Genomic DNA, 13,011 nt, shown 5'->3' on the forward strand with positions numbered 1-13,011 from the left:
GAGTTTCGCCTATTAGTTTATAAATTTCTTCCATCCGTTCCACCTGCTTATCAACGTCGCCGCCAAATTCGCCTACGGCAAGTTTAAGCGCTTTAAACGATGCCAGTTTTACAAGGTCATCTGCACGCTGCTGTAAAAAACGTTTACCGTTGAAAATACGGGTAAGGTGATGTAAAATGATCTGTTTTAAAAAATGCAGCAGCGGGAGCAGGTGGGGTATGAGGGGCTATCTTGCTTAAATTACTATGAAAAGGAAACACAAAAATCAATTTAATTTAGTTAATATAAAAACGATTAATACGCATTTGAAGTTAAATTGACAGTATTAATATCATTTTTAAAGCATTGCTCCTTATTATTGCAACATGAGATATAAGTTAGGTGATTTTGTACGCTTTGTTGACGAAAAATTGGAAGGCTACGTAACCCGCATCATCGACGAGCAGATGATAGGCGTTACCGTTGAGGACGATTTTGAGATTCCCGTTTTAGCCAGCAAGGTTACCTACGTACACGGCCACGGTGCCGAAAGCCACGATGAGGAATACATTGCCGAATTAAAACCTGTAGGCGAGTTTAAAAGCAAAGGCGTGCACATTGCTGTAGTGGCCGATGCCAAAGCCCAGGCTTTAGTGCATTTGTATATCATCAACGAAACATCTTATCAATTACTTACCTCGGTTACCGCTCAGCAGCAGAAGGATTTTAAAGGTGAGTTTTCTGGCATTATCGAAGCTAACGGTGTAGCAAAAATATATTCGGCTAAACTATCAGATCTGCAATTGTGGCCTAAGTTGATCTTCCAGGGGTTGTTTTATACCAGGCAAAACCAGCCGTCGGTTAGCCCCCTTAATGTGAGCGAGCAATTTAAAGCAAAAGATTTTTCGGGCGCTAAAAAGCTTGTTCCGTATATTAAACAACTGGGCTGGATGATTCAACTGGATGAACCGGAACTGATCATAGATGCTGAAAAATTAAAGGAAAGCTTTTTTAAACCCGCCGAAGAAAAAGCCCAAACCGTAGCCAAGCCTGTAAGCGAACTTGACCTGCATATTGAAAAACTGCGCGACGACCACCAGTTCCTGAGCAGCAGCGAGATCCTAAATATTCAAACAGATCATTTTAAAAAAGCGCTTGATGCCGCCATTGTTCACCAGATGCCCGATATCACGTTCATCCACGGTACGGGTAACGGCATCCTGAAACACGAACTGCATAAACTGCTAAGCAAGCACCCCAAGGTGCAAACCTTTATGGATGCCCGTAAAGAGAAGTTTGGATATGGCGCTACAAAGGTGGTGTTGAAGTAGGACGAAGTTAAGCGCTTTTAAGTTGTTTGATATTATCAATTCCGCGTGCTTCTTGATCATGGCGTCTTCAATATCAAAATCATCCTGCAGGCCAAGCCAAAACTTTGCGCTATTGCAAAAAAAGCGACTAAAACGCAATGCTGTATCAGCGGCTATTCTTCGGTTGCCCTTTATAATTTGGTAAATGCGTGTTTGGGGAATATGCGTTTCCTTTGCCAGCCTGTAAGGGGTTGCATCTAACGGAAGTAAAAACTCTTCGAGTAATATTTTGCCGGGGTGTATGTTAGGTAATTTTTCCATTTAACGATAAACTAAAATTTTAACTTCGCTTGCGTTTGAATAATTAAATGTAAAATTAAAAAAACCTCGAATATTAATCGTAATATTGCGATTGGTATGGGCGTTACTAAAACAGATAATTTTAATGATGAGCAAAATAGATTGGCTACGCAATTAAAAGCGATTGCACACCCGGCCCGTATCGCCATTTTGCAGCACATCATCAATGCTAATGCCTGTATCTGCGGCGATTTGGTAGACGAACTTGGTTTGGCACAGGCCACCATTTCCCAGCATTTAAAAGAATTAAAAAATGCCGGCCTTATCCAGGGAACAATAGAGGGTGTTAGCGTATGCTACTGCATCGAACTAAAAGCCTGGAAAGCTTTACAAAACGAGATAAATACCATGTTTACATCTTATAAAGATGTAAATACCTGTTGTTAGATTTTTTTGCTTAAATCTATCGTAATATTACGATAGATAAAATTAAATATATAATTATGGAACACTTAAAATGGAGCGCTTTTAAAGAACAACTACAGGCAAACCCGCAGCTAATACTGCAGTTTAGGTATGCCGAAAATAAATGGGTAGATGCATCCTACCACATCACCGAAATTAAGCAGGCGCCCATCACATCGGTAGACTGCGGCGGCGTGATGAATAGGTGGACGGAAATCATCGTACAACTTTGGGAACCGGAAGATCAACAGCAGGAGAGGGCAATGGAGGTAAGCAAAGCTTTGTCTATTATTAATTTGGTTGAAAAAACTTTAACCTTAGATGCAGATGGTATAGTTAAAATTGAATTTGGTAACCAACAATTTGATACCCGCCAAATGCTGCCTATAAATTTGCTTATAGATGGCGATAACCTGGTGGTAGACCTACGCCCCGATGCCGTACAATGTAAAGCCATTGATCGTGGCGGCAGCTGTGGTACCAATGATAAAGGGGAGGAATGCTGCACCCCAACAGCCGCGGTTAAACCAAAGATACAAATGCAAAACCTTGCCGCCGATGCTTCTTGCTGTGCGCCGGGATTGGGTTGCTGTTAATTAAAATTATTATGAAAAATATATTAGTACTATGCACCGGCAACAGCTGCCGCAGCCAAATAGCAGAAGGTTACCTGCGCCATTACGCAGGCGTTAATGCGACTATTTATAGCGCCGGGATAGAAACACATGGCGTTAACCCTAAAGCTATCGCGGTGATGGCTGCGGATGGGATTGACCTATCGGCACATACCTCAAACCATGTGGATGAGTATTTGAACATCTCGTTTGATTGCGTGATAACCGTATGCGACAACGCAAACGAAGCCTGCCCGTTTTTCCCGGGGGATGTTAAGCGCTTTCATCACAATTTCCCCGACCCGGCAAAGGCTACGGGAACCCCTGATGAGGTAATGGCCGAATTTACACGCGTACGCGATATGATAAAGGTGTACTCGCAAGATTTTGTAAAACAACACATCCAATAAAATTATGACGGCTAACAATTGCGCCCCGGCGGCCAACCGAAAACAACTTGGCTTTTTAGACCGCTACCTCACCTTATGGATTTTTATGGCGATGGCTATAGGTGTTGCCATAGGTTATTTTGTGCCTTCCGCGCCTGCTTTTATCAATTCATACTCCAGCGGTACAACTAATATTCCGTTAGCTATTGGGTTAATATTAATGATGTATCCGCCCCTGGCTAAAGTAAAGTATGAAAACCTGGGCGAAGTGTTTCGTAACACCAAAGTTTTAAGCCTGTCTCTATTCCTGAACTGGATAGTAGGGCCGATACTAATGTTTGCGCTGGCCCTGATCTTTCTGCATGATAAACCGGATTATATGATAGGCCTTATTTTGATAGGCCTTGCCCGCTGTATAGCCATGGTGATTGTTTGGAACGAACTCGCCGAAGGTAACCGGGAATATGCCGCGGGGCTGGTGGCATTAAACAGCATCTTCCAGGTATTGCTTTACAGCGTTTATGCTTATGTATTTATTACTATACTGTTGCCCTTATTTGGTATGAAGAGCGAGGTGGTGAACATCACCATCGGCCAGATAGCAAAATCGGTATGCATTTATCTTGGGATCCCTTTCGCAGCAGGGATCATTAGCAGGTATATACTAATCAAACTAAAAGGGGAGGAGTGGTTCAATCAAAAGTTCTTACCGGTAGTTTCGCCTGTAACGTTAATCGCATTATTGTTTACTATAGTAGTAATGTTTAGCCTAAAAGGGCAACTTATTGTCCAGATCCCGTTTGATGTGGTTCGTATTGCTATACCGTTGGTTATTTATTTCGCCATCATGTTTTTGGTGAGCTTTTTTGCCGGCAAGCGTATGGGGGCCGATTATTCCAAAAATGCATCCATCGCCTTCACCGCGGCGGGTAACAATTTTGAGTTGGCTATAGCGGTAGCAATTGGGGTTTTCGGTATAAACTCAGGCGAAGCTTTCGCCGGGGTTATTGGTCCGCTGGTAGAAGTGCCTGCCTTGATCATCCTGGTAAAAGTGGCCATTTGGCTGCGGGATAAGTATTATTAGCTAACATGAACCTCTCCTGACAAACAAAATTCGCCTCCTTGCTATTTCTCTTGTATAAAATTTATAACAAATGAGTAAAGTATGGTTCATAACAGGCTGCTCCACCGGTTTCGGGCGCGAGTTAGCCAAAGAGGTGCTGGCCGCAGGTAATAAAGCCGCTGTAGCATCGCGTAATACCAACGATATTAAAGATATTATTGCCGATTACCCCGACACCGCCGTCGCGGTAAAACTGGATGTAACCAAGGCCGATGAAATTACTGCCGCTGTTAAGCAGGTAAACCAAAAATTTGGCCGCATAGATGTACTGGTTAACAATGCCGGTATAGGCTATTTTGGCGCGATAGAAGAGAGCGAGGATGATGCCGTTCGCAATATGTTCGAAATCAATTTTTGGGGATTAAATAACGTTACCAAAGCCGTATTGCCAACCTTGCGCAAGCAAAGGAGCGGGCATATAGTGAATATTGCATCGATAGGAGGCTTGGTTGGTTTCCCCGGAGTAGGTTTTTATAATGCTACCAAATTTGCGGTAGATGGTTATTCTGAAGCTTTGGCTAAGGAGATCGCACCGTTAGGTATCAAAGTTACAGTAGTTGCACCAAGTGGTTTCCGTACCGATTGGGCAGGCCGATCTGCTAATGACAGCCCGATAGAGATAGACGATTACAAAGCAACCGCAGGTACCAATAAGGATGCCATCCGAGGGTACAGCGGCAAACAACCCGGCGACCCGGTACGCGCAGCAAAAGCAATTGTTAAAGCTGTTGACGATGCTAACCCACCATTGCACCTGCTGTTAGGCGCAGCCGCATTAAAAGGCGGCCGCAATAAGCTGGAAGTACTAAAGAAGGATTTTGATGCCTGGGAAGAAACTACAACAGGTGCCGATTACCCGCAGGAATAATTGTGCACAGATCATATCAAGCCCCGCCTGAAAAAGCGGGGCCTTTTTATTTTAAATATAATTTATCTTTTGTCGGCATGGTAATTGCATTACAGTTAATAGTTATAAACCATTAAATAATATATACCATGAAAAAGATAAGTTTAATAATGGCGACGGCCTTTGCAGCATTTGCTATCAACGCTGCTGCAAAAACACACACAACCACATCTGCTAATAAAGCATTTTTGTTAACAGGTAACTTAACTGCCCAGCAGGATACCGTGCCTAAAAAACAAAAAACTAAAACAAGGAGTACAACTCCAACTACGCCAACAAGCCCAACCAGCCCAATGACGCCAACAAACCCTACTAACCCAAGTTATCCTACAACACCAACAAACCCTACGGCCCCAACCAGCCCAACTAACCCTACTGTACCAACAGCGCCGGTACCAACCATGCCGAACCCGACCGTACCATCAACAAGTCCAACCAGCCCGACTGTGCCCACACAAACACCAGCTGTGCCAACGCAAAGCCCGGCAATACCAAGCAGTACATCGCCAACCGCGCCACGTACAACTTCGCCTGCAGCACCGGCATCCGGTACAACTCCTGCAGCACCTGTAGTGCCGCGTCCGGGTAAATAATAACATATAATATAAATGTGAGAAATGCCGGTGAAGCGAAAGTTTCACCGGCATTTTTTGTTTACACATTCGGCATTTATTTGGTTAATCAATTATTTAAGAATTTTTATCAGAAACCATTGTATAAGCAGGATGTTAAAGCATCGTACCACTACATATATTATGGCAGATATCGCAAAGCGTTTCCCGCAAAACCCGTTATTATCCCCCAAAGACCTAAAAGCAACCACCGAAGGCCTGCACATTGCCTGCCTGCTAAACCCCGGCGTGTTCAGGTTTGATGGAAAGGTTTGGCTGCTGGTGCGGGTGGCTGAGCGCCCGGAGCAAAGCGAAGTAAAGGTGTCTTTCCCGATCCTTACAGCGACGGGGGAAACCACCATTATGGAAATAGCTTTGGACGATAGCGACCTGATTGCTACGGATGCCCGCGTGGTAAGATACAAAGGGGTAGATTACCTCACCACGCTATCGCACCTGCGCTTGCTTTGCAGCGATGATGGCGTGAAGTTTTACGAACCTGAAGGTTATGGAAGGCTGTTTGGAAGCGGCCCGCTGCAAACCTTTGGTATCGAGGATTGCCGGGTAACCCGTCTCGAGAATAAATACTACCTCACCTTTACCGCGGTAAGCGATAGCGGGGTGGGCGTAGGCATGCGTACCACTACCGACTGGAAAAATTTCCAGACCTATGGTATGATCCTGCCTCCGCATAACAAAGACGTAGCCATATTTGAAGAAAAAATAAACGGTAAGTTTTACACCCTGCACCGCCCAAGCAGTGTAGATATTGGCGGTAATTACATCTGGATAGCCGAATCGCCGGATGGCGAGCATTGGGGAAACCACAAATGTATTGTTAAAACCCGCGAGGGTATGTGGGATAGCGGCCGTGTTGGTGCAGGCGCGGCACCTATCAAAACCGAAAAAGGCTGGCTGGAGATTTATCACGGTGCTACTAAAGCGCACCGTTATTGCTTAGGTGCTGTATTGCTCGACTTGAATGATCCTTCAAAAGTCATCGCCCGCACCACCGGCCCTATCATGGAACCAACTGAGGCTTATGAAACCACCGGCTTTTTTGGCCACGTAGTATTTACTAATGGCCACATAGTTGATGGCGATAACATCACCATATATTATGGCGCTGCCGATGAGTTTGTTTGCGGGGCTAAGTTTTCAATTATGGAGATCTTGGCGGCTATGGGTGTGTAACTAAAACGTTTGCGTGCTTTGCAGGTAAAATGTATCAGAAATGTTTAATACATTGCCTTTTTATTAACCAATTATGAAGAGCTTTTTAGATGAGGACTTTTTGCTGCACAGTGATACCGCACGCGATCTGTATCACAACCACGCAAAAGACCTCCCCATTATAGATTACCACTGCCACCTGCCGCCAAACCAAATTGCAGGCGATATCAACTTTATCAACATAACCCAGGCCTGGTTACAGGGCGACCATTACAAGTGGCGCGCCATGCGTGCCAACGGAATAGATGAGGCCTACATCACAGGCAGCAAACCTGATAAAGAAAAGTTTCAGCAATGGGCAAGCACCGTTCCGTACACACTGCGTAACCCGCTTTACCACTGGTCACACCTCGAACTGCAGCGTTATTTCGGCATCACATCGCGACTTACAGAAGGTACTGCCGAATTTATCTACCAGGATTGCTCGGCAAGGCTACAAAGCCCGGAGTTTTCGGTACAACAGCTCATCAAAAAAATGAATGTGGAGGTGATTTGCACTACAGATGACCCGCTGGATGACCTGAGCCACCACGATCAGATAAAACGCGACGGTGCAACGGCAAAGGTATTCCCGGCATTTAGACCGGATAAGGCCATGTATATCGAAGACGTGGTAGCGCTAAACGCTTACGTTAACAAACTCGAAGAGGTATCAAACATCAGCATCCATACATTTGAAGATTACCTGTACGCGCTAAAAAACCGTCATCATTACTTCGCTGCCAATGGTTGCACCGTGGCAGACCATGGCGTGGAGCACATGTACGCCGAGGAATATACCGATGAAGAAATGCGCGAGATTTTTGAAAAAGTGCGTACCGAGAAAAAAGTAACCAATTCTGAAAAGGTAAAATTTAAATCGGCCATGCTATATAATTTCGCGGTGTGGAACCAGGAGAAGGATTGGGTGCAACAGTTCCATTTAGGGGCACTACGGAACAATAACAGCCGCTTGCTTAGTCAGCTTGGGCCGGATACAGGTTTCGACTCTATTGGCGATTTTAGCCAGGCCAGGCCGCTTGCCAAGTTTCTGAATAAGCTGGATAAGGACGAGCGCCTTGCCAAAACTATCATTTACAACTTAAACCCGGCCGATAACGAAATGATGGCTGCCATGATCGGTAACTTTAATGACGGCTCTATCGCAGGCAAAGTGCAGTACGGCTCGGCATGGTGGTTTCAGGATCAAAAGGAAGGTATGACCAGGCAGATCAACGCGCTATCAAATATGGGCTTATTAAGCCGCTTTATAGGTATGCTAACCGATTCGCGCAGCTTCCTGTCGTTCCCCCGTCATGAGTATTTCAGGCGTATTTTATGCAACCTGTTTGCAGATGATATTGTGAACGGCGAGTTGCCAAATGATGTAGATTGGACAGGTAAAGTAATAAGGGATATTTGCTACTACAACGCTAAAAGCTACTTTAACTTTAAGCTTTAATCGGGATATAGATCGCTATAATCGTACCCTTGTTTTGGTCGGATGAGGTGTCAACCGTGCCTTTCAGGTACTCTACCCGGGCGATGCTATTTTTGAAGCCGATGCCTTCAAATTTCATCTTGCCGTTGGTGTTAAAACCGATGCCGTTATCCTCGATGGTTAGGGATATATTATCCTCCCCTGGGGTAGATTAATGTCCAGCCGGTTGGCTTTAGCGTGTTTTATTTCGTTGTTAACGCATTCCTGCACCACCCGGTAGGGTACAATCTCTACGTTGTTATCCAGTTGCTGCTCATCCAACCCGTAAGCTTCAAGGTTTACCTTAAGGTGCTGCAAATCTATCTTGTTCACAAAATCTAAAGGTGACCAATGGCAGGCGCAACCCATATACCTTAAAATACGCATTTTTACCTGCGTAGCCTCACCCGCAGGGCGCACGATGTGAGACCCTGCGGCGACAGGAAGGATAAAAAAACTTTTGTAAATCCTTTAAAAAGTATCTTATATTTAAAACCAATTCTATAAACCAATGCCGGTGGCTGTTGCCGGTCTGTTTAAAACCGTATTAACATTACCAATGACTGTACAAAAAGCCGATGACATTCCCGCATCTGATGGTGTTAACACTTCGCCATTTACTTACGAGCGGCTTTATTCCCTTGATGCCCTGCGCGGGTTTGATATGTTCTGGATCTTAGGGGGCGAGGAAATTTTCCATACCCTTGCCAAGGCAACCGGTTCGCCGTTTTGGAAAACCATCGCCAACCAGTTTACACACCCGGATTGGAACGGCTTTCATTTGTATGACCTCATCTTCCCGCTGTTTTTGTTTTTGGCGGGGGTGGCAACCCCATACTCTACAGGCCGCGAGTTGGAAAAGGGCGCTACTAAAGGTCAGCTGGTTTTACGGGTTGTAAAACGCGCGGCTATTTTGGTGTTGCTTGGTTTGCTGGTTAATAATGGTTTAAAAACGCTTAAAACATTCGAGGAGATCCGCTTTGCATCCGTATTGGGGCGCATTGGTATCGCTTACATGTTCGCTAATATTATTTACCTGTATGCTAACCGTAAATGGCAGATAGCTTTTTTCTGGTTTTTCATCATCGGGTATTATTTACTGTTGAAATTTACAGCTGCCCCCGGCTTTGCCCCGGGCGACCTAACCATGCCGGGCAACTTTGCCTCTTATATGGATAGGCTGATACTACCGGGGAAACTTTACTTAGGCATCCACGATCCCGAGGGGCTATTCTCTACCATCCCTGCAATAAGCACTGGTTTATTAGGCGTATTGGCAGGCACATTGCTAAAAACCGGGCATCAGCATAAAGGCCGCAAAGCATTTATACTGGCCGCAGTAGGCGTAATTTTTTTAGTGCTGGCGCAGATCTGGAACCTGGACTTCCCTATCAATAAAAACCTGTGGACAAGCTCGTTCGTGCTGCATGTAGGCGGTTTAAGTTTGCTGTTATTGGCGCTGTTTTACTACGTGATAGATGTGTTGGGCTACAAGGCCTGGGCGTTCTATTTCAAGGTCATCGGCATGAACTCCATCCTCATCTACATTTCCAGCAAATTCATCAACTGGAACTACGCCACCAACGGTTTCTTTGGATGGCTGGGCGAGCTGGTTGGCGAGCCCTACAATATTGTGGTAATGGCCATTTGTTTTGTGATGATAAAATGGATGTTCCTGTACTTCTTATACCGTAAAAAAACCTTTTTAAAAGTGTAAATTAATCTATCATGAAAAATATAAAATACCTGTTCTGTATAATGTTATGTGTTGGGTTGATGCAAACGGCATCGGCACAAATGTCCATCCAGATCTTGCCCAAATTGATGCTGCGGCTGGACGATATTGGCATGAACCACTCCGTAAACATGGCCATGAAAAAAATGGCTGACACCAGGATGCCATTTTCGGCATCGGTGCAGTTCACTTGCCCGTGGTACCAGGAAGCGGTAGAGATTTTAAAGAAAAACCCTCAGATAAGTGTTGGCGTGCACCTTACCCTAACATCCGAATGGAAAAATTACCGCTGGGGGCCGGTAACAGGCCGCGAAGCAGTACCGAGTTTGGTAGATGCGGTTGGGTATTTCCCGCAAAGCACGGGCGCTTTTGCCAAAAGCGGTTACAAGATAGAAGAGGTTGAAAAGGAGCTATCGGCACAAATAGAACGCGCGCTGGCATCCGGACTAAAAATTTCTTATATAGACCCGCACATGGGTATCGCTTTATCAACCCCGGCATTGCGGGCATTGACCGAAAAACTGGCGCACAAATACAAACTGGCTATATCAACCCTTAGCGAGCAGGTGTACCTTGGTGAAACCTATAAAGAGATGTGGGGCGAACCGGTTGCCACCAAAAAGATAGCGTTTTTGGCTTATGTAACCAATAAACTAAGCAAGAACAGGCCCAACCTGGTGGTGATACACGTTGCCCTGCAAGACCCGGAAATGAACGCCCTGTTTGATATGAACAGCAGCATAATGAATACCAAAGCAGGTAAGCCACTTACCGCCCTGCACCGCCAAACAGAACTGAATATGATGTTATCGCCGGAGTTTAAAAAGCTGGTAGGTTTAAAGTTTGAACTGACTAATTATACCGAACTGATCAAAGAGCGTGGGCTGGATGCCATGAAACTGGAAACCGTAAAAAACTAACGATGGAACGGAGGCTGTTCGTAAAACTATCTGCCTTTACGGCATTGGTACTAACCCTACCGTTGGCGCAAAGTTGCAATAGCAGTTTAAAAGAAATAGCGGTTGCGCAGCCTTTCCTGTTCTCGCATTTAGTGGATGCCAAAACTATTAAAGAGGCCGGTGCCGATTACCTGAAAAAGCACCCTGTAGAAAACGATCAACAAAAGCTTTCGAAATTGTTATTGGGCGGAAAAGACCTTGCTGCATTAGGTAAAGATGAGATCCGGGCGATGCTTGATGAACAGGTAACAGCCGACTTTATAGCAGGCAAAGTAATAGCGATAAGCGGCTGGGTAATGTCGCAAACAGAGGCACGCCAATGCGCGCTATATTCATTACTTAAAGCCTAAGCCATGCATATTGATGCAAGAAATATAGAGAACAACAGCCTGATAGAGGGCGATATCTGCATAGTGGGCTCGGGCGCGGCTGGCATTAGCATAGCGCTCGAGTTTTTGAACACGCCTTATAAAGTGATACTGCTGGAGGGCGGCGGCTTTGAATACGAAAAGCAAATGCAAGACCTGTACAAAGGTAAAACCACCGGGCAGCGCTATTACCCGCTAGATTCGGCAAGGTTGCATTACTTTGGCGGTACAACAGGGCATTGGTCGGGCTTTTGTTCAACTTTCGACCCGATAGATTTTAAGGAACGCGACTGGGTGCCGCATAGCGGATGGCCCATAACCCGCCAGGATCTGGACGCATATTACCCTCGTGCCCATAAAAACCTCGACCTTGGCCCGTACGAATACGACGTAAAATACTGGCAGGGCAAAGACCCGGAACTAAGATCGCTACCCTTTAAGGGCGATGCCGTTTACAATAAAATGTGGCAGTTTAGTAAGCCCACCCGCTTCGGTACAAAATACCGCGATACCATTATAAAAGCGCCAAACATCCATCTATACACTTATGCAAACGTAACGGATATTACCGGTAATGAAAATGCATCGGCCATAACACAGGTTACGGTTAAAAATTTGGCTGGTAAACAGCATACGGTTAAGGCAAAGCAGTTTATAATCGCCTGTTGTTCTATTCAAAACGCGCGCCTGCTGTTGGCTTCAAACAATCAAATGCCGAAAGGGCTGGGTAACCAAAATGACAATGTGGGCCGTTACTTTATGGAACACCTGGAGATTAAATCGGCAGAGTTATGGTTGGCAAAGCCCGATGTGCTAAAACTTTATCATTGGGAGTGGGAGATAACCAAAGCCCGCGCCGAATTAGCCATCAGCGAAGAAATGCAGCGCAAGCATAAGATCTTGAACGGCACTGCATCGCTTATTCCGTTGGATATTGCCAAACAACAAGCCGCCTTTATAGATATATGGACGGCAGATACCGCCCAAACCAAAAAAAACTTTGCCAAGTTTGAAAAAGCAGAAAAAGATGGCGCGAAAAAGGAGGGGCATAGCTCGTATCAATTATTTACCCGGGTAGAACAAGCGCCAAATCCTGATAGCCGCGTTACGTTAGATACTGAAAGGGATGCTTTAGGCGTGCCGCGTGCTATGCTGCATTGGGAACTTACCCCGCTGGAAAAACACAGCCTGCGCGGCATCCACAAAATTATTGGTGAGCAAATTGGTATTACCGAGGCAGGCCGCGTTAGGCTAATGGAATACCTGCGCGATGAAAACGATAACACCTGGCCCGAATTTACCGGTGGTGGCTGGCACCATATGGGCACAACCCGCATGGCTGCCGACCCTAAAAAAGGGGTGGTGGATGCCAACTGTAAAGTGCACGGCATAGCAAACCTATACATGGCCGGCGCATCGTGCTATGCAACTGCCGCCGCGCCAAACCCAACGTTAACATTGGTAGCGCTGACTATCCGATTGGCGGATCATATCAAACAAAAGGTAAAGGCGGTTTAATACCGCCCGTTCAAGCATGCACGCTTGAATGATGATAACCG

At 45.5% G+C, this 13,011-nt stretch carries 16 protein-coding genes; 13 read left to right on the forward strand and 3 right to left on the reverse strand.

Going from position 1 to position 13,011, the window contains the following annotated elements; genetic code table 11:
* Positions 1 to 365 precede the first annotated feature (365 nt).
* Positions 366 to 1,310 (forward strand): Smr/MutS family protein, encoded by a 945-nt coding sequence (locus NAF17_RS12645; RefSeq protein ID WP_252758355.1) that lies wholly within the window; start codon positions 366 to 368, stop codon positions 1,308 to 1,310.
* Here the strand turns inward: NAF17_RS12645 and NAF17_RS12650 are convergent.
* Complete coding sequence (locus NAF17_RS12650; RefSeq protein ID WP_252758356.1) at positions 1,224 to 1,610, reverse strand: HigA family addiction module antitoxin; 387 nt, start codon at positions 1,608 to 1,610, stop codon at positions 1,224 to 1,226. The two genes, NAF17_RS12645 and NAF17_RS12650, sit on opposite strands and share 87 nt — an antisense overlap.
* Before the next feature lie 96 nt (positions 1,611 to 1,706).
* Here NAF17_RS12650 and NAF17_RS12655 point away from each other — a divergent pair, with 96 nt between their 5' ends.
* The 8 genes from NAF17_RS12655 (at position 1,707) to uxaC (ending at position 8,372) form a co-directional block, all read left to right on the forward strand.
* Positions 1,707 to 2,036 carry an ArsR/SmtB family transcription factor gene (locus NAF17_RS12655; RefSeq protein WP_252758357.1) on the forward strand — a complete coding sequence of 110 codons (330 nt, stop codon included), beginning with the start codon at positions 1,707 to 1,709 and terminating at the stop codon, positions 2,034 to 2,036.
* Between the two features lie 56 nt (positions 2,037 to 2,092).
* Positions 2,093 to 2,650, forward strand: coding sequence for a DUF6428 family protein (locus tag NAF17_RS12660; RefSeq protein ID WP_252758358.1), 558 nt, complete (start codon positions 2,093 to 2,095; stop codon positions 2,648 to 2,650).
* Between the two features lie 11 nt (positions 2,651 to 2,661).
* A complete protein-coding gene (locus NAF17_RS12665; RefSeq protein WP_252758359.1) occupies positions 2,662 to 3,078 on the forward strand; it encodes an arsenate reductase ArsC in 417 nt (138 codons plus the stop codon).
* Between the two features lie 4 nt (positions 3,079 to 3,082).
* Positions 3,083 to 4,141, forward strand: a complete 1,059-nt coding sequence (gene arsB, locus NAF17_RS12670; RefSeq protein WP_252758360.1) for an ACR3 family arsenite efflux transporter — start codon at positions 3,083 to 3,085, stop codon at positions 4,139 to 4,141.
* 70 nt (positions 4,142 to 4,211) lie between these two features.
* Positions 4,212 to 5,048, forward strand: a complete 837-nt coding sequence (locus NAF17_RS12675; RefSeq protein WP_252758361.1) for an oxidoreductase — start codon at positions 4,212 to 4,214, stop codon at positions 5,046 to 5,048.
* A 128-nt stretch (positions 5,049 to 5,176) separates the two neighbouring features.
* Positions 5,177 to 5,680, forward strand: coding sequence for a hypothetical protein (locus NAF17_RS12680; RefSeq protein WP_252758362.1), 504 nt, complete (start codon positions 5,177 to 5,179; stop codon positions 5,678 to 5,680).
* Between the two features lie 162 nt (positions 5,681 to 5,842).
* Entirely contained in the window at positions 5,843 to 6,892 is a 1,050-nt protein-coding gene (locus NAF17_RS12685; RefSeq protein WP_252758363.1) for a glycoside hydrolase family 130 protein, read from the forward strand.
* 73 nt (positions 6,893 to 6,965) lie between these two features.
* On the forward strand, positions 6,966 to 8,372 hold the full coding sequence (gene uxaC, locus NAF17_RS12690; RefSeq protein WP_252758364.1) for a glucuronate isomerase: 1,407 nt from the start codon (positions 6,966 to 6,968) through the stop codon (positions 8,370 to 8,372).
* On the opposite strand, the gene NAF17_RS18135 is transcribed toward uxaC, so the two are convergent.
* Together NAF17_RS18135 and NAF17_RS12695 are read right to left on the reverse strand one after the other, a co-directional pair.
* Positions 8,362 to 8,490, reverse strand: coding sequence for a hypothetical protein (locus NAF17_RS18135; RefSeq protein ID WP_256474502.1), 129 nt, complete (start codon positions 8,488 to 8,490; stop codon positions 8,362 to 8,364). The two genes, uxaC and NAF17_RS18135, sit on opposite strands and share 11 nt — an antisense overlap.
* 41 nt (positions 8,491 to 8,531) lie before the next feature.
* Positions 8,532 to 8,810 carry a hypothetical protein gene (locus NAF17_RS12695; protein WP_252758365.1) on the reverse strand — a complete coding sequence of 93 codons (279 nt, stop codon included), beginning with the start codon at positions 8,808 to 8,810 and terminating at the stop codon, positions 8,532 to 8,534.
* Between the two features lie 139 nt (positions 8,811 to 8,949).
* Here NAF17_RS12695 and NAF17_RS12700 point away from each other — a divergent pair, with 139 nt between their 5' ends.
* From NAF17_RS12700 to NAF17_RS12715, 4 genes are read left to right on the forward strand one after another with little or no spacing between them, the layout of a single operon-like run.
* On the forward strand, positions 8,950 to 10,107 hold the full coding sequence (locus tag NAF17_RS12700) for an acyltransferase family protein (RefSeq protein ID WP_252758366.1): 1,158 nt from the start codon (positions 8,950 to 8,952) through the stop codon (positions 10,105 to 10,107).
* A gap of 11 nt (positions 10,108 to 10,118) precedes the next feature.
* Positions 10,119 to 11,045, forward strand: a complete 927-nt coding sequence (locus tag NAF17_RS12705; protein WP_252758367.1) for a ChbG/HpnK family deacetylase — start codon at positions 10,119 to 10,121, stop codon at positions 11,043 to 11,045.
* A gap of 2 nt (positions 11,046 to 11,047) precedes the next feature.
* Positions 11,048 to 11,434 carry a hypothetical protein gene (locus NAF17_RS12710; protein ID WP_252758368.1) on the forward strand — a complete coding sequence of 129 codons (387 nt, stop codon included), beginning with the start codon at positions 11,048 to 11,050 and terminating at the stop codon, positions 11,432 to 11,434.
* Between the two features lie 3 nt (positions 11,435 to 11,437).
* Positions 11,438 to 12,970 (forward strand): FAD-dependent oxidoreductase, encoded by a 1,533-nt coding sequence (locus tag NAF17_RS12715; RefSeq protein WP_252758369.1) that lies wholly within the window; start codon positions 11,438 to 11,440, stop codon positions 12,968 to 12,970.
* Positions 12,971 to 13,011 lie beyond the last annotated feature (41 nt).

The sequence above is a fragment of the Mucilaginibacter aurantiaciroseus genome (assembly GCF_024055595.1).
Classification (GTDB): Bacteria; Bacteroidota; Bacteroidia; order Sphingobacteriales; family Sphingobacteriaceae; genus Mucilaginibacter; species Mucilaginibacter aurantiaciroseus.

Coding starts and splice junctions, on each gene's coding strand:
- NAF17_RS12645 (WP_252758355.1), top strand. CDS start 366: ATGAGATATAAGTTAGGTGATTTTGTACGCTTTGTTGACGAAAAATTG.
- NAF17_RS12650 (WP_252758356.1), bottom strand. CDS start 1,610: ATGGAAAAATTACCTAACATACACCCCGGCAAAATATTACTCGAAGAG.
- NAF17_RS12655 (WP_252758357.1), top strand. CDS start 1,707: ATGGGCGTTACTAAAACAGATAATTTTAATGATGAGCAAAATAGATTG.
- NAF17_RS12660 (WP_252758358.1), top strand. CDS start 2,093: ATGGAACACTTAAAATGGAGCGCTTTTAAAGAACAACTACAGGCAAAC.
- NAF17_RS12665 (WP_252758359.1), top strand. CDS start 2,662: ATGAAAAATATATTAGTACTATGCACCGGCAACAGCTGCCGCAGCCAA.
- arsB (WP_252758360.1), top strand. CDS start 3,083: ATGACGGCTAACAATTGCGCCCCGGCGGCCAACCGAAAACAACTTGGC.
- NAF17_RS12675 (WP_252758361.1), top strand. CDS start 4,212: ATGAGTAAAGTATGGTTCATAACAGGCTGCTCCACCGGTTTCGGGCGC.
- NAF17_RS12680 (WP_252758362.1), top strand. CDS start 5,177: ATGAAAAAGATAAGTTTAATAATGGCGACGGCCTTTGCAGCATTTGCT.
- NAF17_RS12685 (WP_252758363.1), top strand. CDS start 5,843: ATGGCAGATATCGCAAAGCGTTTCCCGCAAAACCCGTTATTATCCCCC.
- uxaC (WP_252758364.1), top strand. CDS start 6,966: ATGAAGAGCTTTTTAGATGAGGACTTTTTGCTGCACAGTGATACCGCA.
- NAF17_RS18135 (WP_256474502.1), bottom strand. CDS start 8,490: ATGAAATTTGAAGGCATCGGCTTCAAAAATAGCATCGCCCGGGTAGAG.
- NAF17_RS12700 (WP_252758366.1), top strand. CDS start 8,950: ATGACTGTACAAAAAGCCGATGACATTCCCGCATCTGATGGTGTTAAC.
- NAF17_RS12705 (WP_252758367.1), top strand. CDS start 10,119: ATGAAAAATATAAAATACCTGTTCTGTATAATGTTATGTGTTGGGTTG.
- NAF17_RS12710 (WP_252758368.1), top strand. CDS start 11,048: ATGGAACGGAGGCTGTTCGTAAAACTATCTGCCTTTACGGCATTGGTA.
- NAF17_RS12715 (WP_252758369.1), top strand. CDS start 11,438: ATGCATATTGATGCAAGAAATATAGAGAACAACAGCCTGATAGAGGGC.